Source organism: Ruminococcus flavefaciens, from assembly GCF_900116855.1.
Classification (GTDB): domain Bacteria; phylum Bacillota; class Clostridia; order Oscillospirales; family Ruminococcaceae; genus Ruminococcus; species Ruminococcus flavefaciens_R.
The window spans coordinates 1-22,442 of record NZ_UETD01000023.1 but is presented as its reverse complement, the minus strand read 5'-3'; the positions used below and the strand labels follow the sequence as shown (position 1 = coordinate 22,442).

Genomic DNA, 22,442 nt, shown 5'->3' with positions numbered 1-22,442 from the left:
CTGCGTCTTGTTTTTATGTCCGACTCATCAGCGATAGTCGAGAGCATTTCAAGACAGCAGTTTTGAAAATAACTAATATCTCCGTCATCATCAAGATCGGTAGTAAGTATCTCATCGCATTTATGAGAAATTTCTTTAACTGCTCAGAAGATGTATCGGCAATAAGACTTTCAATATCTGTATAATGTGGATTTGAATGATTTTGCAAGTCCTCAAACAAATATAATACAGCAGCCATATGCTTACAATTATTGCCGTCAGAAGCATACGGACAATCGCAGTATATATCATCAATTTCCCCGTCAGAAAGATAGATGCTGCCCTCATAGTCGTCTGAACCTGAAACTACTGCATTTACTTCATCAGCCATTGAGCTGAGTATTTCTGCATTCCCATTACGATAATAATCATATCCTCTTTCAATAATAATGGGATTAAATAATTTCTTCCAATCCATTGCTACTCCCTATTGCTCAGCTGCGGTCATAATGATGATCGATTATCGCTCTCAGATTATCAAAAATGAAAGACTGTGCCTGCACTGAATACAGATTAAGATAATACTCTGTTCCTCGCTGACTTGTTTTAAGGTGTGATGAAATTCCGATATCCTCTCCTATAGAGGTTACTACTCTGTTTCCGTCGGCGTTTTTGGTCATCATCCCTATACTTTCAAGCCAGTCATTTATCCAGGCAGCCTGCATTTTCTTTGTACCGTTATCAGCAATAACTCTGTTTATCTCATTAGCAATATCGCTTACTTTACATTCTCCGTAATTAAGCTGCAACTGCGAAAACTGATCATCATTTATGAAAACTCGTCTGCGTCTTTGCTTTTCCGGAGCCGCAGGTCTGTTCTCAAACGATTCTATCTCCCATTCAAGCACACGTGAAATGTACTCAAAACAAGCAATAACACGACTATCTCGAACAATATCGTCTTCATGAACACGCATATCTGAATTCGGATCAACGCCGTTAGATAGTTTGTCCATATACAACTTTGCTCGTCTTAATTTATCTATTTCATTCATTTATCGTCGCCTCTTTCCAAAGTAGTCGATAAGAACTCTCTTGATGAAATTATATCTACGGGCATATATGCCTATGCTGTTCATTGTTTCACCTGATTCCGTAGTTGTTTTCTTTATTATATCATACAGATAACTATGATTCAAGGCATATTATTGAAACGTTTTAAGTTTGATTATTCTTTAAGATATGCTATAATTATTACTATGTCCGCTCAGGATGTCATGAGCAGGCAAATCCAAAGAAGGAATACGTCAAAGAAAAGCGGAAAAAGAATATCCTTAAACAGCAATTCAAAGCCGATTCACCAAATAAAGTGTGGGTGAGTGACGTAACTGTTTTCAGTTATGGTGATTATTATTACTACATATGTGCAATAATTGACCTGTTTTCTCGCAAAGTTGTAGCATACCACATCAGCAAACACAACAGCACTCAGCTTGTAAAGACAACTATGAAAAGAGCAATCACATCAAGAAAGCCGTCACCCGGTCTGATCCTTCACACGGATAATGGAAGCAATTTCTGTTCAAAGACGTTTGAAAACTATCTGAAGGAGAATGAAGTGGTTCATTCGTTTTCACGTTCCGGCACTCCTCATGATAACGCAGTTGCAGAATCATTCTTTTCTTCGTTAAAGCAGGAGGAACTGTACCGAAGGAAAATAAACAGTGAGGCGGAGCTTTACAGGATAATTGAAAATTATATCAACTTCTATAATTCCGAGCGCCTACATTCAGCCGATCACTATAAATCGCCTGATGAATACGAAGAAGAATATTATAAAAAATGAAAAAAGTGCAGAACACTTCGATTTTTATTTACAGAATTCAGATTTTTAGTCGTATCATAACCAATTATTTCAGATAAAAAGAAAAGCCGTAATTGCCGATATATAGGCAACAACAGCTTACAAATGAAAAACCTTTCTGAACGTGCGGGGTCAGAAAGGCTTAGTCATATCAATCATATATAGGTTCCAGCGAACCGTGAATGTCTCCAGTTATATATACCATATTATTTCTCCTGCCTTTCTTTAGTATTCATCTTTTCAGGTGTTTCATTATAATACCACACGTTTGGCTGATTGTCAATATCTTTTTTGAACTCAGGGGTTGAAACACAGAAAAAGGGGCCAAGCAATTTGAACCCCACATTATTACGAAAATCATATAAGCATTATTTGTGCAATATATCAAAAACTCATTACAATATAATGCACTCAAAATCACTCTAATAAAAGCTCGTTTATAAAGAGGACTTTTATAAACGAGCATATTATTATTCTTTCAAGGAAGCCTATCAGTATCGCTATTATATCACGAGAATCTGCACTTCCTATATCCGCCCGATTCATCATGAGTGCAATAAATTGTTAAATCGTAACTCGTGATTTCATTTTCCCTTATACTATCAGTATCTGAAATACTCCATATACCGTAATCGTTACATTCTCCGTAATCAGTATGCTCTATGTTAGTCTCCTTCTTTTCTGAATTATGTTCACAAACAGATGTCGGTATCATCATTGTTGCGATCACAAGTAGACTAAGTATTATCTTTTTACATTTCATATAATCACCACTTTCTCTTTACTGACTAAGTATAGCTACAACTACTAACCGCTGTGAGCCGTCATCAGTACACGTTATTATTGTTAAACGGGCATCTCCAAAGTCATCCAGTATCCATGTTTCATCTGGCTCAACTATCTTAACTTCTTCAACGATGTATGTATAGCACTTTTTATTCTTATCATACAGATTAACTTTCATACCAGACTTGGCATTTTTTAAGCTGTTGAAATATTCCTTATAAATAGTGCTACTGTGACCTGCTATGCAATAATTGCCTTTTCCGAAATCGCCTGTTCCTGTAAAGTGCCCCGCTGCTTTTGATAAAACTGATTGTTCTGTTCCTTCAAGAATAGGAGCCTTTATATTAAGCTCAGTTATCTCTACTACAGGATTATCTCGAAGTAGTTTTTGCTTTTGTATTTCCCTATAGATTTTTCTCACACCATAAAAACCTATGATACTCATACCGACAAATAGGGCAATGAGCCCTGTTATAAACAGGGCCCATTGTTTCTTGGTGTAGGTCGGCCTTTTCTTATTGCTCTTCATTCTTCTTACGTCTTATGATACCAGAAGCATACATTGCAATCATACCAAAGCCTATCAGCATTAATGAGCTTATGATTATGAGCAGTTTTCTGAGGGAATTATTACCTGTCTGAGGCAGGTCTACTTCTTCTCCTTCAGAATTAACGCCCTTTCCTGTCTCTGGATCAATAGTATACGTGTCAAGTATCTTTCCGGATTTATCGGTTATCATTATCTGATAATCTCCATCGCCAGTTTCCTTGACAAATGAATTTGTAAATGTTAAACCATTCTTATTCTGGTAATCATTTTCTGCCCATTCACACAGGTCTTCATCCGAAGCGATATGAGTGTCTGTGGTAGTTGGGTCAGGAGTTACTGTAGTTGTGGTAGTTGTGCTTGAAGGATCGTTCTCTGTTGTTGTAGTTGGAGGATTATCATCTATAACAGATGACGGATCAGCAGCTACATTAACTGTACAAATTGCCATTAATCCTGAAGATAACTCTGATATGACAATATCTGTTTCACCCTCACTTACAGCCTCAAGTCTGCCATCATCGGTTACTGTAGCAATCTTGGGATTCATCGAAGTCCATATAATCGTTTCTGTCTCCTTGTCTATGTTAGATGTCAGAGCGGAGAGTATTCTTGTGTTACCGGGATACATATAGTATGAATCACGTGCAGACTTCAGTGTCGGCATTTCGTCAGCAGGAATATACTTAGCTGTAACTACCATATCTTCTGTTACTGATAAGTACTTATCGCTATCCCAGCCCACGAATACGTTTTCGTCGTCGCTTTCCATAACCGGTGGTACAGCATTCATGAAACAGTCAACAGTACACTCCTTAACAACTGTACCATCAGAATCCTTAAATGTAACCGTGTAAGTTACAGGCTTATAATTGACTGTAAGAACTGTATTCTCCGTAACAGCATCTTTATTGAGATCCCACGCATTTCCGTCTTCGTCAACAAGTTCTGTTATAATGAAACCTTCACGTTCAAGAACAGACTCATCAATTGCAATTGTCTTGTTAGCAATCTCAAGGTTCTTATATAATGTTGCTCCGTCAGCTGACCTAATTTCGACGATGTATCTTTCAGGTTCAACATAACAGAATACTTCGCCTTCTTCAACAGCTTTAGCTCCGTCAGGAAGTTTTTCTACCCAGCCTGACGTTTTTGTCATAACAATTGTCTTATAACGATACTGATAAAGCTTATCGCTTGGGATAACACTCTTCATTATAGACTCCTGGTTAAACCATGTCTGACCATTGAGAGTGTATGTTGAAACACCGTCAACAAATGCAGCTATTGTGAGCTTATCAGGAGATTCGATGCTTTCATATGTGCATTCTACACCTTCAAGTTCTGTCGCTGAATACTGATAACTCTTCGAGGCTTCATCATAGTACTTATAATGTGAATACTGATAGAACGGTACATCAACAGGTTCTGCATCCTTTGAATTCTGTTCTATTATCATATCTGATGTGCCATCAAGCGATGTTGTCCAGTCAGACCACTCGCTCCATGACTCAGACTCAACAGTCCAGCCTGATTTAAGAAGGCTATCATACTCGCTCTTTGACTTAACGTTATTCTTCATGAGATAACGATATCCCTTTGTTGAAGTAACCTTATAGTCAGCTGCGTTTTGACGAACATATTCTGGTAACAGGCTATAATCCATATAGTCCGTTAAGGCTTCACCACTGTTGATAGCATAGTATTTTGTAACAACAGCGCTGTTATTCTTGTTGTTGTCCTTAGCTATACACTTCAGAACGCAAGACTTGGTAATCTTTATTGTTCCGTTATACTCAAGACCATTTTCAGAAGGATCTGAACCGTCTAAAGTATAGTATATCTTTGACTTATCTGAAGTTGTGATTTCAACAGTCTGCTCAGTATCGTATGCATCTGACTCTAATGATACACTCGGTGTTTCAGCTGTCTCAAAATAGTTTACGACTGGTTCTACGACTATATCTTCAGTTATAGGGGTATTCTGACTGATACTCCAGAACATAAATGCTCTATCTGTTAAGTCATCTAATGCATCAGGGAGAACAGCTGTCTTACCATATTCAACTGTCTGAGTAGATATAACCTTTCCGTCATAGTCTACAAAGCTAACTTCAAGCTGTTTGGGTTCATATGTAGCAACTGCAACAAGGTTTTCAGTTACTACAGAAGTTCCGTCAAGCAGTATATCCCAACCCTTAAATACCATGCCAATAGGCGCGTTAACTTCAGGAGGAAGAATGGGATCACCGTACTTATACTGCTGTAATACTACAGATTCATTGCTCCAGTCAACAAATGCGACTGTATACACATTCTTAGTATATATAGCTGTCATTGTAACATTTGAATGAATCTCTGAAGGATCGTTGTTCCAGCCTGCGAAAGTATAGCCCTTTCTCTCGGGAATTTTTTCAGGAATAGGCGCTGCTTCACCGTCCTTAACGGTTGTGCTAAGCAATACTGTTCCATCGTAATCCACATACTCGACGGTATATTCAGGAGTAGGAGCCTTTATAGGATCCAAATAGATTACTGATGAAGTGCCTTCGATTCCGAGTGTAACTGTAAAGTCGCCTGTGGGCTTCTTTTCGCCGTTTACGCTCATGCTAGTAGGCTCTTCACGGAGCTTAAACTCGAATGAGTATTCTCCGTTTTCACCGATTGTTGTCTGTGCAACAGCCTCGTTAGTATAATCAGCAGCTTCGTCTATCTTATAAACAAAGAGGATAGCCTGTTTTCCGGCAAATACAGGATCAACGTTTCCTGTTATTGTACGCATCTCGCCGTCAGTGTTTTCAGTAGTGTTTGTGTCTGAAGGCACATATCTGTAGACTACTCTTTCCTCGATAACCTTATCTGCTGACTCTTCGGGCTTTTCTGTGCTCCAAGCTGAGTAATCGGATAACTGTGAGTATGTATATACAGGTATCTTTTCACGATCCTTGTAAATGTAGTAAGTTGTGGTATAGTCATTATATACTTCACCATCAACAAACCAAAGCAAGGTTCTTTCAAGACCTGTATCGCTCGGGAAGTTATATCCGTTCTTGTTACCCTTGTTTATTCCACGCTGTCCGTCTTCAAACCACGCTCCGGGAGGCGTTATATTCGCTGAATCAAGCTGAGCCTGTGAAACAATCTTTATCCAAAGCGGATCGTCTAAGTTGGTGTTCTCACCTTCGTACCGCCATGCTCATATTTATCGCTCGCTCGTTTCCGAGGTCGTGGCGTATGGATGCCCGCGGCTTGCAGGTTCTTTTCCCTGCACCGATCTTGCTGCACACTTGTGTGCTGCTATTCAATTTTCAAGTTTCTGAAAGGCTTTTTTATTTGCCCCTCTACTTATAAAGGAATGGGAGAGGTACTTTGTAGCCCATTTTTCAAAAATTTTCTGAAACTTTTTTTCTAATCTTGTTTATGCCAGCTCTTATTGACCTATATGCCGTCATTTTTCCTATCTTCTCCGAAGCAGCAATTTCATCATATGTCATCTGCTGGAAATAGTATTTCTTTATTCTTTCTTTTTGTGTATCAGTTAAGCAATCAAAAGCTTTTATTACTTCTTCATAGCCTATGTGTTCCTCAACAATGTCTTCTATTGGGATTAGGTCAACATCCATAATATCGGTCGTGTTATCTACGTCATCACCTTCAGTAGTGTCTCCAAAGTATCCATCCACATTATGATATTTAGAATATCTATGCTTCTCTCTGTCCTCATTGCCGAAGTATCTGTTGTATTCCTCGGCCATTGACTTGAATTTATCCGTCGATACAATTATCATGCCTTTTGTTTTCGGATGCTTTACTGTGATATCAAGATCGTCAGATACTATAATGTACTTTGGTCCGACGAAATCAGGGTACAGCACTTTAGTGCAAATGAAGTAGAATCCCTTCTGGTTGATGATCTTCTCGACCTTCTCCATGTCGATCTTGCAATAGATTTTTCCCATTTTAGTGTCCTTTCTGCGGACACAAAAATGGAGCCTGCATATATATGTACGCAGACTCCGAGCTCACCTGATTAGGGCATGACAAGGTAAGGGTACAAAATATATGCTTTTCTTAAAGAAAAACCATATTTGTATCCGCGGCCCTTAATGCATATCAGGCTTTGAATATTTTATTCAGCCTTGGGTATCGTTCCCTTGACTGTGTCTATATATTACCATAGAACACTATGTGAAAACAGCTCAAAAAAAGGAGGGTCCGTTTTTGTGTAAAACTTTGAGAAATGGGATATTCATTTGACTCCTGTTATTGACTTTGTATATGAATGCGACATTCAATATGATGATAAGGTGATAATCAAGTGAAAATCGCAAATTTTTCCATCCTTTTTTTGGAGGATTTCCGAAAAATTTTCTTTGATAATAAAAAACGGAGGCTCGAAAGCCTCCGTTTAAGCTATAGTTATTAGATTATCAGTGTTTAATAATCATACCACTTCATGAATATATATCTTGGTATCTGCACGAATTTTATTCAGAGTTATAATTCCAAAAAGAGATTTGAAAACACTCAATATCAGGATCATCTTCATCAGCTTCAAATTCCGGAATCGAATCCTCACCCCACCCATCGGACATTTGTCCGTTAAAGAAATCATATATATCGTTTTTTTCACTCTCTGATAAGCCTTTTTTCAACTTGACAGTAATCAAGGCAACACCTTCATCAGTAATTTTGAGTTCTGCGTCAAAAATTATTCCTGCTTTGGGATAGTATTGCTGAATTTCAGCCATATTGAATGCCTCGCAACATTCAGATATGTAGTTCTTTCCATTTATATCTTGCAATATCCTGCTATAGGCTTCTTTTCCACATAGTTTTATCGGCTCGTAATCGAATACATCTTCAAAACCTCTTTTGTATAGTTCAACATAGAGTGGAAATTTGAAGATATATTCTTCTGTTTCAGGCAGAAACACATCTTTTTTCTTTTTCTTGAAAAACAACATATCCATATACTCTCTTTCTTGATCTGCTCATTACTTGATATATGTGGCAAACACCGCTTCCATATCGGTCGGACGGATATTGCCCGACATTTCTGCCGAACGTGACATGGTGTTCCTGACCGTATCCGTAAGCGGTAGCTGCTGTGCTTTTGTGATGATTGGTGACAGCACAGACTTTTCAGTATAGAACCAAGTATACATGGGATTCACTCCTATATCATAATTCTATTTCTTGCCACTCAGTTTTTTACCGTATTTATGCATGAGACTATGGGCAAACTTTAGATTTATAATCATTCCGAAAATCGCAACAGGTATCAGAATGACAGTCACCAAGTCAATGTTGATGATACTCAATGATTTAATAATGATTATTACACTCGGTGGTAAGCAGATAAGGCTTGTTATCAGTGAAGGGATATACTTTCTGATATAAATGCTCTGTCCGATATGCACAAGGAAATGTGCCGTCAAAGAGATCATAAGACCAAGCCACAGTGCGTTCAGCACTTTACACGGAAAGAAAAAAGCCAATAAGCTGATACCAAAGAACGGGATAAACTCCTCATACACAGCCAATGCAAATCCCTCAGCCGAGAAATCTTTGTATGCAGCGGTTATCTTTGGAAAGCGCTCAAAAAGCTGTTTGTTGTTTCTGAAAAAGTAGCCAAACCCGATAATTTCCTCCATATCATGAAAAATAAAGAGAATGGGTAGCAGTAGAATATAGTCCTTCATAAAAATCACCTATTTCGATGTTGCAGCCTTTATCGCACCCAAACAATGTATCCTCACAACACGGTTCTCATCGGTTTCAGATATGTGCTGCAGTTTTTCAAGGAACGGTTGAACAAATTCCGGTCGGCGTTTGCCGAGAACACGGAATATCTCAGGAGCTTCCATTCTTACCTTATCGTCCACATCGTGAAGAAGTTCCGCATATACGGACATATAGCCCTCATAGGTGTCAGGCGTATTCGTGGCGATATTCTCAGAAGCCCATATAAAGCTCAGTCTGACCTTTGCATCTTCATCATTGGCGAAGCGGAACAGGATCGACCAGTACTGTTCGATCAAATGATAATCGCCCCGTCCAATCCTGCCGAGTGCGTTGACCGCACGTTCACGCAGGAGCGATACATTGCTATCCAAGAATGAAGCAATAACGGGAACTGTATCTTTTACCGACTGCGGATAAGAAAGCCCCATTTCACCGATCAGCCAAAGTGCCTTAGCCTGTATTTTCACGGACTTATGGGAAAGCAGAGATGCAACATAGGGTACGCTTTCTTCCCATCGCTCTTTGTTCTTTGTCAGTATTCCGAGTTCCTTATAGAGTTCTGTTTCGTTCAATTAAATACCACCTCATAACTTCGTATAGTTGCGAACAATGCTTATATTTTCAATTATACCACATTCAGCCCTGCTTTTCAATCCAGTATATGATAAAACGGGTGCAACCCTGAGCGAGTCACTCCCGTTACAATACCGTCAAATCAAAGGTCGATATTATAGAGAGTGCCCTGACCTGCTCAGTCAGCACACAGCCTATATACTTCTTTAGGATATCATAATTTAAGAAAGGCACTCCTTGAAATCAAGGAGTGCCTTTGAATAAACAATTATATTAATCTATAAAATTAAGTTTCTCTAGCAGCCAGGTTATGACACGCTTTGATCCAGAAATTGATTTTGCTTCAAGAAGCATGCCTGTTCGGAGTTCACGCACAGTACCCTCCTCATTAGTCAAAGAGTTTGCTGATAAGCTTGCCTGAGCGATATAAAACTTAGTACCTGTTGATTCGCTTGCTACTGAATCAGCAGAGATTGAAATTATTTCACCTGTAAGGCTTCCATATTCATCATAGGGGATTGCATCAATAAAGTATTCAGTCTTTTGCCCAATCTTTACCTTTGCTATCTCTTTTTCAGGTATGTACAAGGTGACTTTCAAATTCTCACTATCGGGTATAATGCTGCACAATGAACTGCCTGCTTGAACAATATCTCCAGTGCTCAGTTCACTTATCAATGTAACAGTACCATCAACTGTGGCCTTGATTTCAGAATTTTTTATAGTCTCATCTATTTCTGCTAGCTGTGATTTCAATGAGTTTATATTATCTCTTAATCCATCTATCTCTGAATTTACAGCTACAACAGCTTCGTTTTTCAGTTTGTCGGCTGAAAGTTTTTCATAGGTATCAAGATCCTTGACGTTTTTTAGTGAGACCTCCAGGCTCTTTTTGTTATTATCGAGCGATTTAATCTCTGCCTCAAGCGCTGTTATTTTCGTCTGTACTTGAGAGATATAATTGTTTTTTATTGCTTCCAAATCAATAATAGAAGTCTCATATGCGTTTTTCGCCTTTGATACATCTGCATCGGTTACGGATACATTTCTGCTCTGTAAGGAGTAGTCGTTGTATAAACGCTGGTATTCTGCTGTTTTATTGGCGTAGTCCTCAGCAAGAGCATTGTAATTAGTAATATAATTATCATAGCTTGCCTGGAGAGTGCTGTCCGTGGAGCTAAAACCTGTTCCTTGCTGTATAGCATATTTTAGATTGTTTAGCTCATTTAAGTTTTTCTGCAGTTCGACATTTTCGTTGTCATTTGCAAGCTGGTTTTCTAAGATAACGATTTTTGAACGTATATCAACCATATAATAATTCTTTTGCTCATTAAGTGATGAGTAAGCATTGTCAACTGCTAATTTGGCACTTTCAACTTGAGAGTACGATATATTATCCGTTGACGATTGGTTATCAAAAGCATTTTGTGCACTTTCGTAGGCTATTCTATATTGCTCACTCAATAGGTAAGCTTTCTGATAATTTGTATTATATTCATTATATACGGCTGATACCTCTCTGTTTTTCCCTGAATAAATAGAGTCATTTCTGATACATGAAATGAGAGAATTATACTCTAAGAGTTGATCTTTCTTGTCAATTAAAACACTGTTCGTTGAAGCCAGTGAGTTTTCCTTATCTTCCTTTGATAAACCATCATTCAATGCTGTATTGTCTATTTCCTGAGCTGTAAGTAGTGTTCCGTTCTTATATTGTTCATATCGGTAATAAAATTTGGAATCCTCAGAAGTGTTCTTAAAGAGATTCTTGTTTTCTTCGATGCTTTTTTTCAACAGCTCAGTATTAGCAAGATTGGAATTATAAGTGCTCATCTTATCTTCCAGTATCTTTTTCTGCCCTTCGGTGTATTCGGAATCAAGCAAAAAAAGAATATCACCTGTTTTAACCTCCTGTCCTTCGGTGACACATATCTGTTTGATTTTACAGTTATTCATCGAGATTACAGAGCTTGCTGCTTCCTGTGTTTTAATTTCACCGTTTACTCTTGAATACTCATCTATTCTAAATATATAGGAAAAAATGACAGCAACCACAACAGCTGTAAGGAGAATGTAGATGAACCACCTTATTTTGGGTGACTCCTCACTCTCCATCATCTCGCGGCTATCGGATATGTCTTTAAGGTCTATAACTATTCCTTTCATCTGATTACCCCTTACGCCATAGGATTGATAAACACAGGGTACGCAGAAAAAGGAGCCTGATCACTATCATCGTTATTATCAACGCTGTTATCTTCTACAATCGCTGTGTCGGTCTTATCCGTATAATTCTCGGGGAGCTGATCTTTCCAAAGGTCATAATATCTACCTCTGTTTGCTATCAGCTCGCTGTGTGTTCCTTGTTCAATAAACCTTCCCTTTTCCATTACAAATATCTTATCACATCGCATAATTGTACTTAATCTATGCGCAATGATTATCGTAGTGATATTTCTGGATAGACTATTTATAGTCTTTTCTATAGCCTTTTCTGTTATAGAATCAAGGTTACTTGTAGCCTCGTCCATGATAAGGATATCTGGCTTTTTCAACAATGCTCTTGCAATGGCGAGACGCTGCTTTTGCCCGCCTGAGAGGTTGGCACCATTTTCTTCAAGCATTGTTTCATATCTTAATGGCATACTATTGATAAACTCGTCAGCTTTACTAAGACGACAGGCTTCAATAATATCCTCCATAGTAGCATCTTCATTACCAAGTTCAAGGTTTTCCCTAATCGTACCGCTAAATAGGAAAATATCCTGCGATATGTATGCGATTCTATTGCGGAGTGCTTCAAGGTTGATATCTTTAAGGTTATAGTCACCGATGAATATTTCTCCTTTTTCCCACGGATAGAAGTTCATCAATAATTTAGAAAGCGTAGTTTTGCCAGAACCACTTTCGCCTACAAGAGCTATTTTCTCACCTGCGTTGATTGACATATTGATGTTTTCAAGCACAAGCCTTCTGGTGCCATATCTGAAATCAAGATTTTCAATTCTTATAGGCAGATTCAGTGATGCAGGGTAGAGTTTTCTCTTTTCGTCCTGTACCTTTTCAAGTTCAAGATCAAGTATCTCCGAGAGTCTTTCGGCTGCTACGATAGCAGTCTGCATTGTAGGCTGCAAATTAATAAGATTTTTTACAGGATCAAGGAAATACGCAAGCAGTGCATTAAAAGTGATGAGGCTTCCAAGTGTCATATTTCCGTTCAGAACATTCACAACTCCTACCCACAGTATAACAGTACCGCCGATAGTGGAAACGATACCTGTCAGCGACTGTTGGGCGTTGTTTATCATTCCGCCCTTGAATACACTTCTCAGAAGCTTCACGAACAACTTATCAGTCTTAGCTTGAGCCTTATCCTCAGCGTGAAAGGCTTTGACAGTTTCAATTCCGTTAAGTGTTTCCACAAGGTAAGATGTTACCTGTGCATTGTTCTCCATCTGCGTTTCATTTATCTTTTTGACTGGCTTATTGAAAGCAAGAACGATAGCTCCGTAAAGGATAACTATTATAACAGCTATGAAAAACAGAGTATGGTTCTGAGAGAAAAGCACTGCACCGCCTACAATAGCCATAAGAGAGTCTATCATAATAGTCAGTGTAGCACTTGAAATTGCATCTCTTATTTTTGAAGCGTCAGTGAATCGTGACACGATCTCTCCGATTTTTCGTGTTCCGAAGAAGTTAATTGGCAAGCCGAGGACATGTTCATAGTAGCCAAGTATCAATGGGATATCCAGTTTTTGTCCCAGGTACAGCATAAGATGATATCGGAACGCTTCAAGTATTGCTTTGAATATATATAGCAAAATAACACCTACTGAAAGTGCTATCAATGCTTTCCTCATGGAATTTGGGACGATATCGTCCATAATAAATCGAAAATAGAATGATGCGAGTATTCCAAATACTGTTATAATCAGAGAAGAAAGGAAGATATTAATTAATAGTCTCTTCTGAGGTATCATCAAGCTAAAAAAGCGTGACATTACACCTTTATTTTCGTTTCCTTTCTGAAATTTAGATGTTGGGACAAGTATTATAAGCACTCCTGTCCAGATTTTAAAGAATTCATCAGGAGTGTAGTTGACAATTCCATTTGCAGGATCTGCGATAATGATTTTATCTTTAGTTACTTTATGTATAACGACATAGTGAAGAAGTTTACCATCTATAACCACATGAGCAATAGCAGGTTTGGGAAATTCACTGAAAAAGGCGTCCTGGTTGCCCTTGACGCCTTTAGCTGTAAAACCAAGCTGTTCAGCTGCTTTGATCATACCATAAGCATTTGTTCCTTGCTTATCTGTGCCTGCGACTTCCCTTATCTTAGAAATAGACAAGTTAAGTCCATATTGTTTTGAAACGGTTGCAAGACATGCCGCCCCACAGTCTGTTATATCGTGTTGTTTTACGCAGTAATACTTCATATATAATATTCTACTAAAACTTACTTATAAAGCTTCTTCCAAGTAAAAAAAACAATGACAATAAATAAGCTGCATCTCCGACAATTAACGAAGCAAGAAAGAAGTTATTGCTATAATTATTATCTTTTTTTTGAGCAAAACATAAAATACTGAATACTCCAAGTAAAACAAAAGAAATAGTATTAAACTTAGGATAGATACCAAAAAACCTCATGCTTATTGCGCAAATTGATAAGATTACAGTTAAGCAGGTCAGCACTTTCCTAATATTAGTTATTTCAGTTAAGGACAGTTCTCTCATAATTACTCCTATCAGTTATTGTTTATGTGAAAACTGCTACCTTAATAGAGTAACAGTTTTCACATATTTATTAAATTACGTTCATTTAGCCCATAATTGCTTCATAGATGCAACCAGCAATAAAGCCGATAACAACACAAGCAAGTACACAAGCACCTACGACTAAAATGGCTGTTCCAAGAGATACGGATCCTCCATTTACATCATAGATTTCAGAAGAGTCTGTGATATCAACAAAAGAGTTTGAATAAGTAAGTTCCATATTATTTCCTTTCTATTATGAGAATTTCTTTCTAAGGTCGCGTACAAATGCTCTTCCTGCCTCAAAACCGCCAACAATTGCCGCACCGCAAAGGGCAACAAATGCTATAGCTGCACCAGCGACATCTGTACCGCCGTTTATTTCCTTCATTTCATTCGCAGAAAGCTCTATGAAACTATCTGTTTTTTTCATCACATGATTCATTGTTTTATACCTCCATTAATTATAAATCTATATTAAGATTAATCATTATAGAACGTGCACTTTTTCTATAATTACTCATCTTAATATCTTCTAAATAGTTTTTAAAGAATATTATCATTTACACCTATATAAATATCCACTATCATATTATTAATATCAGCCTGATTTGCTGGTTCTTTTACGGTAACATTATATCCCGCTGTTGCTGGAGTGTATCCATGTTCTGAAATGTATCTCATGAGCTCGTTTGCAGTATTTTGTAAATATACAGGACTTCCTTCATGCCTGATTTTTATTGCATTTTTTAACTTGAAAACTGGTTTAAACCTATAAGGCTCGTTAACAGGAAAGTCTTTGTCAAGTGGAATGAGCAATTCCATATCAATAAGTGGAATTGTTCCAGTAGTATCCACTGCATATGTGGCAGAAACACTTCCACCTTTTTTGTGTGCATTATTAGATTTGATAAGTGTTTCTATTTCTTTGGATATTTCATTTAATTGCTGTTGAGTAACTTTCCCTCTAAAGGAAAGGACATTAGTCATTTCAAGAACAACGTTTTCTGTTATTTCGTGCATTTTAATCACCTCGGATATATAGTTTAATGAATGTTACATTCATCGTTTATTATATATTCTGTACTAGCTGAAGTCAAATCTTTGCATCAAACGCTTTATATTTGCATTATTCGCCTAAAAATGTTTCGTAAGGTTTACAGTCTTTCGAACTAAGTTCAGTTAAAAATAGTTTTGAGATGGGGTTAATAATTTATCAAGCAATGATTTCTAACAGTCATTGCTTTTGGACAATTGAATCAATTTCGATACTCTGCTGTTGTGCTACTTCAAGTTCTTTCATGGTGAAACTGCACTAATTCAAGAAAACTACTCACAAGGATTTAAAGCAGATGATTACATTTTTATTCCATTATTATAAAAACGGGAACAGCTCTCAGCGAGTTGTTCCCGTAGTTTCGTTATTCTGTATCAAAGGCCAATTTTATCGGAGAAGTCGGAGTTTATGACATAATAAACAGTCTTATCTTCTGGCTTGATGTAAAACTCGATAGTCCTAACCTTACCCTTGAATTTGTTCTTATAATCGGTTTCAACCGCCTTCTTGATCTCAGCGAAATCGTATTCATCACCGCCGAACTGGACCTTGACCGTCTCAGCAGGTGTGGTCGTTCTTGTGACCTTTGTAGTGGCTTTAGCCGTAGTTTTCTTCTCAGCAGCTTTCGCAGAAGTTTTTGCTTTGGTAGCTGTTTTCTTAGCAGGAGCTTTCTTTACGGCAGGCTTCTTTGCAGTTTTTTCAGCTGGAGCTCCTGCGACAGTCTCCTTGACAGCTTCGGTCACAACCTCTGCCTTGACTTCAGTTACAGTGGGTGCAACTTCTGTTTTCTTCTTTCTGGGCATTACATATACCTCCGTTTTTATAAGATATTTATATTATACAGCTTTAATATGTGTCTGTCAACCAATTAAACAATCACCGAGTAAGAGATGTCCGACGATAAATATCGACTAAGACAAAACTGTGTCGGCTTACTAATATTATTATAATCAAAATTCGCTCTAAATCTGATTGGAGTATATCTTCTAAGGTTACTCTGTTCTGATTAATTTGGTTCTGTGATGTCTTTAGATTGCAGTTTCGCCATAGCCGCTTCAACGCTTGCTATTAGCATTGGTCGTCGCATTTCGCCAACCATGATATCAAAAGGATCACCGCTGCCTTCACCATGCATTAAGCAATCTGCATCAGTGTTCTTAAGCCATGTCAGAGCTTTTTTTAGACCAGCAAAGGAAGAAGTATCAAAACCTTTCTGTTGAAGAAAGGTAATATTTATGTCGTATTGGGTGTGCTGCATATTCCGAGATTCCTTTCTTTTTATTATAGTTGAATATACAATCATCGCTGAAATATGTTCGTTGGAGTCTTATTGAAGCGTACTTGCTGAGTAATCAAGCTATTCTATATTATACAGCTTTAGCAAACATCTGTCAACTTATTGTTTTTCAGTGTTTGAAACTGATTATGAGCCTTTTTGTGGCATTTTTGAATGAGTACAAGCTTATCTCCAATACCATTCAGAGCTTAATTAGTTGATCATTATTCAGTGTTATGAGTTCGACATCGTCACCAATATACAATCTACAGAGCTGAATATCTTTTTCATCTCTGTAATCGAAGTGACAAAGAACGTATTTATCCGTAAAACCAAGAGCATGAAAGTTGCCATCAGTAATAAAACCGTCGTTCTTGTCGTAATTCTTTACATACTCTATATCGTCACAGGCAAGATAAGCTCCTGCGGAGAATCCAAAGTATATAGCACCATTTGCCACTTGATCCTTGATGAATGTATCTAAGTGAAGCTCTCTGACTTTGCTGAGCAGTCTAAGCGTATGTCCGCCAAGCACTACTATATAGCTGAATTTCATATCCAACAGTTCGGTGGGTTTGAACTCGTCATAGATATAGATGTTTTCCTTTTTAAATCCAAGCATTGCAGCACAGTTACGTTCTCTCTCGGCTGTTTCCATGCCAAGCAAACTGGCTATTGGGATTATGAGCATATTTCCTGTTTTGTCAGCTATAATCTCTCCGATTTTTAAGCGAACCTGTGTTGTGCTAAATCCACTTGAACTTAATATAAGCATCTTATCACCATTCCCATAGTTATTGCTCTTGAAATCTTCTTAAAGTGCATAGTGGTTTCTCCAGTATTCTTCTTCATTTGGTCCAACACCTTCAGGCATTTGATCCAAGCACTCTTCTATGTTTTGATATTTAGTGATCCAATATAGCTCTGCAAAGGCAAGTCGATGTGCAGCTCGAGTGAAGAACGCATCAAAATAATAAACGATTTCCAGACAGCGAACTATGATGCTGCAATTATTTTCAATTAGAGTTGCCATTGAATCATTTAAGAATTCGTCTGAGTACATTTCTCTATTGGTTTCCATAAATCTCAGAAACTTGTGGATATGACCGTTTTTGCTGAATGTCCTGTCGTAGAAAGATGTTGCTTTTCCTACATAGATACAATGTTCATTTCCTCTTGGATCTCTATAAAAGTATCCATAAATCCCAGCTTGCTCAGTTTTTAATTCTTCGTCAATAAATACGTTGTATTTTTCTGCTTTCATTGCCTTTTTATTTGCTAATTCTTCAATAGTCATATAATATCACTCCTGTTTTTTTTATTATAACATGGCTGTTACAAATAATCAATTCCATCAAAAGTTCAAATTACTAAAATTAATTCAGACTTTATGTTTTATCACATTCGCTTATCATCACCGTTTTATTTCAACGTTGAAATTTCCATCTTTGTCTATTCTCAAAGACAATGTTTTGATATATCTTTCGTAGAATGACTTTTTCTCACTATCCGTACCGTTGATCCATGCTTCCTCATACAGATGCTCTACCAGTTCCTTACCGTTCAAATATAGAATATCAGGCAGGTACTTTTTCAGAATTTCGAGCAATATCGCTCTTTTGAAGCCATCTACGTTTCCTGAGCAAAAATCATCAATGGCACAGTAATAAATATCGTGTTCCTCAAGGGCATTCTTTATTGCTTGTCCACAGTTCTCGTATTCGTACATGACAAGGAATTTAGCATTCGGAAGCGATGTTATAAGACCCCAGAAGTCAGAGTCGCTTGATACGAGTATGAAACTGTCGATCCCCTCAGCGAAGTGGCTCTGGCATACTCCTGCTGTCATTACAATATCAACAAGAGATTTTCTCTCGGTAACACGGTCAATAACTATATGCTCAACCGGTATCTCGGTGAAATTTGAAAGCCAGCGCCAGCCGACTGTCGTGTGATGATCATCGTACAGATATATCTTCTCTATTTTGTCAAGCTCGTCCTGATTAAGATTCTTTAGTGTCGCATACAGCTTATACACATCAGAATTCTCACAGTCTACAGCGATGACAGCTCTCATGCTGCACCGAAGGAATTCATAAATATTGTTCTTTGTTTCCTCGTTGGCGTCCTTATATTTACTTGAATCCTCAAAAGAGTCATGATGAAGGCCGTAGATGATCTGTAGAAATTTCCTGTCAGACATCAGCATGGAACCACAGTCATACGGAGTCCAGTATATGTAACGCTGAAATGGATAGAAATCCTTACATTTCATATATTTCTCGAATTCACGTTTCAGGGCTGTTGGATTAGTATGGTGAGGAATAACGAATAATTCTCGGATATATGACCATTCACACCAGTCAGGGTATAAAGCCTTACAATCCTCTATATGCTTTGTTATAAGTTCATTTATATCCAGCATATATTTTTCAGCCCTGTAATTTGCTTTTATTATCGGTATGCCCCACTCTTCGAGCTGCTTGATGTTCTCATTGTCGTACCATTCAAGAGTATTAAGATTTTTGAGATTATACCTTATCTCGTTGTCAGTCTTTTTATATCTGCGTAATAACGTAGTCCTCAGTTTACACAGATACCGTATAATAGTGGCTTGCTTATTGGAATATAAGGTCTGGAGGAGCTCATGGCATGGTTCGTCGAAACATTGCTCAACAATGCTTTTCCTTACACCGATCATATATGCAATTGTTGTTACAAGGTCCTTTGTATCCACAGTAGTATATTGTTTGTTCGTCATGCATAAGTCCTCCGTTTCATAAAAAAATAGTTCCATACATATTCGTATAGAACTATTATACACTATATACAAGCAGCTTTCAACTATAATTTGTGAATTATGATATAATTTACACAATTATACAGTTGTACGCAATATTTAAGTTTATATATTTATCGTATGATGAGGCTTTCCATTAAATATCTCCAATTACTCAGGTGTAAATGTGGAATATCAACTGTCATGCTGTCGTTTTTCTCATGTATCTTGCTTGGTACACTTCTATCATCATAGAAAACAGGGAATAGTCCTGCACTATACGCACCTAAAACATCAACAGCAAGGTCATTTCCGCAATACCAAATATCATTTGGATCGAGTCCTGACTTGTGAATAGCCATATCAAAAATGTGCTTATCAGGCTTTCTGAATATGTATTCACTGGATGTGAGTATGAAATCAAAGCTATGTTTTGGAAAAGCCTCTCTGAGTCTGCGTGTCAGTGCAGATCCCGACCAGCAAAGGTTGCTTATAACTCCTGTACGGATCCCTGTTTCTTGCAGGCAACTTAGCTAACAAATTCTTCTTTATTGAAGACTACTTCACGCAGGTCTGCAAGCTCTCTGTGTTCCGCTTCTGAAACTGATTTTTGCTGTTCCAGTTTCTTTTTTGCTTCTTCTGCTGATTTCTCAGCATTATAAAGTGCCGATTTAAGCTGGCTTATCTGCTTTTCAAGCGTTGCCTTCTGAGTCTTCCAGTCAGTAGGCGGCGTAGTTTCACTCTCTTCATCAGACTTGTCTTTATTTGTAAACATTTTCATGAGGTCAGGATCGAAGTTAGCAGCACTCATTTGACGACGTGAATTTCCAAGTGCAAGCATACAGTATAAAATAGCTATCGCCTTATTCTGTTTAATTCCAAATTTGCCAAGGTTCTTCAATTCAGCATCATAGCGATGCATATTTCTCGGCATAAGGCAGCCTGTAGTCTCATATACGATTTGAGCAAGGTTCCTCATATCATACTCGTCATCGCCTTTCCAGCCGTAGTCTCTCTTGTACCAGTCAGGGAAATCAGGTGATTTACTTACTATTGGCGGTACATCTTCCCAATAAGGATCATCCATCTCACTATAATCTGACAGGCCCCATGGAAGGCTGTCGACGACCTCAGACATCATGCCTATACACGAACCATATAGCCAAGGGATATCGCTTCCAATTTCGATTGAGTATAATAATGCAAAACACATTTCATAAGGATCTGTTATCGGTAGAGGTTTTATAAGACATTTATGTAATTCTATTGGAAACGTTTTCTGTATATAATCTGATGTGAAATAGCCCCGATGTGTGATCGCATATAGGAACCTATCTCTTTTATCCATAATATCATCCAATTCCGTGAGAGCTTTGGCATGTTTAGTGCTAAGTTCCTGAAGTTGATATATATATATATCAAGCTCGTCAGGAGTATATCCACTGTCGTTAAACGCTGAAGAAACTAGCTTTCCAGAAAATATTGGTTTTAGGGACAATGATTCCGACAATTCAGTTTTAGTCTGCATCGGATCAAGAAGCAAAGCGTTAATGGATGGCTTTTTAGTGGTGCCTCTTTTAGCTGCACTTGCTTTTTTATATGCTTTGTTGAATCGGTCTGCCTTCTCGTTAATTTCATCTGTGATCCTATTGACCTCTTTTAAGATTGAATTAGCTTCATTAAGTTTCTGAAGATACTGCTCATGAAAATACGCTATGCCTGTGAAGAAACGCTCTGACCAAGCTTGATAACACTCTTGGAATTGCTTCAGTGCATCATCCTTCATCCATTTTGGAAGCAGATCAAGTAGTGTTTCAAATGCTTTTCTGCTTGGAACATCTGCATGATCTTTTCCTTCGGCGGAAAGATTGCTTGTAAGAACTCGTTCTCCATCGCCGCCGTCGCTTTCCAACGGTGCTATATCTTGATTCCTATAGTATAGTACGTATTCTACGCTAGCTACGAGTTCTTCTTCGTACTGACAATCCCAAAAGTCGAGTGTAAATAGGTCATATACAAGTTTTTCGTCTGTCGGAAGAAGTTCATATAACCTCTCTTGCGGAATATCTAATTCAGTGATTTTATCCAATAGCCAAATCGCTGCTGCTTTTAGAACGTGTCCGTCATACTGTAGCGGAACATAGCTCTCGCTAAAAATATTCAGCGTTATCCAATTGCTGGCAAATTTACGTTTTTTATCATCAAGACCTTCCAATGATGTCAAGAGAGCTGAAACACGGCGTTTTTCCATTGCTGGTTCTAAATCCAGAATGCCCCTGCTTATGTGTTTATTCTCTTTCATTGCTTTCGCATGAGATTTTCGAACATGCTGTATTTCCGAACGAATTCTCTGCTGCCATTCGCTTGGCTCTATAGACATTACGTCTTCCATCATAGGCAATTTAGCTGATTTTTTAAGTTTCATATCATCTTCACCTCAAATTTAAAGTCCTGCATTTTGACGTGCAGCGCTATCGGAAGAGCATCAAAAAGCCTTCATGATAATATTGGAGTGCCTCAGAAAAAAACAAAATCGTACATCCGAGTGAAATGCTTCATTCACAGGCTCACAAATCGTTCACAGCGGCTTCAATCGCTCTCGGTGGTGCAGCTTCCCGAACTGTCACCGATGCCGTCAAAAACGGCTCACAAATCGCTGATAGGTTTACTATCAGTTGGTTTTCGTAGAAACAAAAAAGGACTCGATTCCAGTGTTTTCACATTTCGTGAAAACCACTAAAACCGAGTCTGAAACTTTGTATACTATTTTTTGCCAAGAAAATCGATATTTGCCTGTATTTCGACCTTTGGAGAGGACTGAATCTGCTCTTTTGAGAGTTCAAATCCTTACACATGGCTAAAACAGCCCAATGTCATCTATGAAAATCGAAGTAAAATTTTCGAGATTTGGGTAGCAAAAAAGCCCGATATTTCGGGCTTTTTTTGGCATGTCATCAATTTAGTCATGACGATATGGTTGGGCATAACAAAACTGACGACATACTCTATGTATTAAGCAATAATCAATGCTATCGTTCCATTAAGCTTTGTAACTCTGCCAATTCC

The 22,442-nt window shown here is 38.0% G+C and carries 23 protein-coding genes; 1 reads left to right on the top strand and 22 read right to left on the bottom strand.

What is annotated here, in order from left to right:
• Nucleotides 1–13: 13 nt before the first annotated feature.
• Together DSZ37_RS17325 and DSZ37_RS17320 are read right to left on the bottom strand one after the other, a co-directional pair.
• On the bottom strand, nucleotides 14–457 hold the full coding sequence (locus tag DSZ37_RS17325; protein WP_109728162.1) for an SWIM zinc finger family protein: 444 nt from the start codon (nucleotides 455–457) through the stop codon (nucleotides 14–16).
• Nucleotides 458–473: 16 nt separating this feature from the next.
• Nucleotides 474–1,034 (bottom strand): hypothetical protein, encoded by a 561-nt coding sequence (locus DSZ37_RS17320; protein WP_109728160.1) that lies wholly within the window; start codon nucleotides 1,032–1,034, stop codon nucleotides 474–476.
• Nucleotides 1,035–1,219: 185 nt separating this feature from the next.
• Here DSZ37_RS17320 and DSZ37_RS17315 point away from each other — a divergent pair, with 185 nt between their 5' ends.
• A complete protein-coding gene (locus tag DSZ37_RS17315) occupies nucleotides 1,220–1,825 on the top strand; it encodes an IS3 family transposase (RefSeq protein ID WP_109728158.1) in 606 nt (201 codons plus the stop codon).
• Nucleotides 1,826–2,351: 526 nt separating this feature from the next.
• On the opposite strand, the gene DSZ37_RS17535 is transcribed toward DSZ37_RS17315, so the two are convergent.
• From DSZ37_RS17535 to DSZ37_RS17220, 20 genes are all read right to left on the bottom strand, one after another.
• On the bottom strand, nucleotides 2,352–2,606 hold the full coding sequence (locus DSZ37_RS17535; protein ID WP_146198217.1) for a hypothetical protein: 255 nt from the start codon (nucleotides 2,604–2,606) through the stop codon (nucleotides 2,352–2,354).
• Nucleotides 2,607–2,624: 18 nt separating this feature from the next.
• A complete protein-coding gene (locus DSZ37_RS17310) occupies nucleotides 2,625–3,158 on the bottom strand; it encodes a class D sortase (protein ID WP_109728156.1) in 534 nt (177 codons plus the stop codon).
• A complete protein-coding gene (locus tag DSZ37_RS17305) occupies nucleotides 3,145–6,183 on the bottom strand; it encodes an FN3 associated domain-containing protein (protein WP_109728154.1) in 3,039 nt (1,012 codons plus the stop codon). Before DSZ37_RS17305 ends, DSZ37_RS17310 begins: the two co-directional genes overlap by 14 nt.
• A gap of 376 nt (nucleotides 6,184–6,559) precedes the next feature.
• Nucleotides 6,560–7,135: a sigma-70 family RNA polymerase sigma factor gene (locus DSZ37_RS17300; protein ID WP_109728152.1), complete on the bottom strand. Its 576-nt coding sequence runs from the start codon at nucleotides 7,133–7,135 to the stop codon at nucleotides 6,560–6,562.
• A gap of 528 nt (nucleotides 7,136–7,663) precedes the next feature.
• A complete protein-coding gene (locus DSZ37_RS17295) occupies nucleotides 7,664–8,149 on the bottom strand; it encodes a hypothetical protein (RefSeq protein ID WP_109728150.1) in 486 nt (161 codons plus the stop codon).
• Nucleotides 8,150–8,173: 24 nt separating this feature from the next.
• Nucleotides 8,174–8,344 carry a hypothetical protein gene (locus tag DSZ37_RS17290; protein WP_242978664.1) on the bottom strand — a complete coding sequence of 57 codons (171 nt, stop codon included), beginning with the start codon at nucleotides 8,342–8,344 and terminating at the stop codon, nucleotides 8,174–8,176.
• Nucleotides 8,345–8,368: 24 nt separating this feature from the next.
• Nucleotides 8,369–8,881, bottom strand: coding sequence for an HXXEE domain-containing protein (locus DSZ37_RS17285; RefSeq protein WP_109728149.1), 513 nt, complete (start codon nucleotides 8,879–8,881; stop codon nucleotides 8,369–8,371).
• Nucleotides 8,882–8,890: 9 nt separating this feature from the next.
• Nucleotides 8,891–9,496: a sister chromatid cohesion protein PDS5 gene (locus tag DSZ37_RS17280; RefSeq protein ID WP_109728147.1), complete on the bottom strand. Its 606-nt coding sequence runs from the start codon at nucleotides 9,494–9,496 to the stop codon at nucleotides 8,891–8,893.
• Between the two features lie 274 nt (nucleotides 9,497–9,770).
• Nucleotides 9,771–11,663, bottom strand: a complete 1,893-nt coding sequence (locus tag DSZ37_RS17275) for an HlyD family efflux transporter periplasmic adaptor subunit (RefSeq protein ID WP_109728145.1) — start codon at nucleotides 11,661–11,663, stop codon at nucleotides 9,771–9,773.
• Between the two features lie 11 nt (nucleotides 11,664–11,674).
• Nucleotides 11,675–13,942, bottom strand: coding sequence for a peptidase domain-containing ABC transporter (locus tag DSZ37_RS17270; protein ID WP_109728142.1), 2,268 nt, complete (start codon nucleotides 13,940–13,942; stop codon nucleotides 11,675–11,677).
• A 386-nt stretch (nucleotides 13,943–14,328) separates the two neighbouring features.
• Entirely contained in the window at nucleotides 14,329–14,505 is a 177-nt protein-coding gene (locus DSZ37_RS17530; protein ID WP_146198216.1) for a class IIb bacteriocin, lactobin A/cerein 7B family, read from the bottom strand.
• A gap of 15 nt (nucleotides 14,506–14,520) precedes the next feature.
• Nucleotides 14,521–14,709: a class IIb bacteriocin, lactobin A/cerein 7B family gene (locus DSZ37_RS17260; protein WP_109728138.1), complete on the bottom strand. Its 189-nt coding sequence runs from the start codon at nucleotides 14,707–14,709 to the stop codon at nucleotides 14,521–14,523.
• Nucleotides 14,710–14,810: 101 nt separating this feature from the next.
• Nucleotides 14,811–15,287 (bottom strand): AraC family transcriptional regulator, encoded by a 477-nt coding sequence (locus DSZ37_RS17255; RefSeq protein ID WP_109728136.1) that lies wholly within the window; start codon nucleotides 15,285–15,287, stop codon nucleotides 14,811–14,813.
• A gap of 408 nt (nucleotides 15,288–15,695) precedes the next feature.
• On the bottom strand, nucleotides 15,696–16,124 hold the full coding sequence (locus DSZ37_RS17250; protein ID WP_109728134.1) for a DUF6465 family protein: 429 nt from the start codon (nucleotides 16,122–16,124) through the stop codon (nucleotides 15,696–15,698).
• Nucleotides 16,125–16,327: 203 nt separating this feature from the next.
• Entirely contained in the window at nucleotides 16,328–16,579 is a 252-nt protein-coding gene (locus tag DSZ37_RS17245) for a hypothetical protein (RefSeq protein ID WP_109728132.1), read from the bottom strand.
• A 220-nt stretch (nucleotides 16,580–16,799) separates the two neighbouring features.
• The gene (locus DSZ37_RS17240) at nucleotides 16,800–17,372 is read right to left on the bottom strand and encodes a Type 1 glutamine amidotransferase-like domain-containing protein (protein ID WP_109728130.1); all 573 of its coding nucleotides are present in this window, start codon (nucleotides 17,370–17,372) and stop codon (nucleotides 16,800–16,802) included.
• Nucleotides 17,373–17,411: 39 nt separating this feature from the next.
• Entirely contained in the window at nucleotides 17,412–17,894 is a 483-nt protein-coding gene (locus DSZ37_RS17235) for a hypothetical protein (RefSeq protein ID WP_109728128.1), read from the bottom strand.
• A gap of 117 nt (nucleotides 17,895–18,011) precedes the next feature.
• Nucleotides 18,012–19,358: an NYN domain-containing protein gene (locus DSZ37_RS17230; RefSeq protein WP_109728126.1), complete on the bottom strand. Its 1,347-nt coding sequence runs from the start codon at nucleotides 19,356–19,358 to the stop codon at nucleotides 18,012–18,014.
• Between the two features lie 152 nt (nucleotides 19,359–19,510).
• Entirely contained in the window at nucleotides 19,511–19,900 is a 390-nt protein-coding gene (locus DSZ37_RS17865; protein WP_278299187.1) for an HAD family hydrolase, read from the bottom strand.
• Between the two features lie 5 nt (nucleotides 19,901–19,905).
• Nucleotides 19,906–21,801: a hypothetical protein gene (locus tag DSZ37_RS17220; protein ID WP_109728122.1), complete on the bottom strand. Its 1,896-nt coding sequence runs from the start codon at nucleotides 21,799–21,801 to the stop codon at nucleotides 19,906–19,908.
• Nucleotides 21,802–22,442 lie beyond the last annotated feature (641 nt).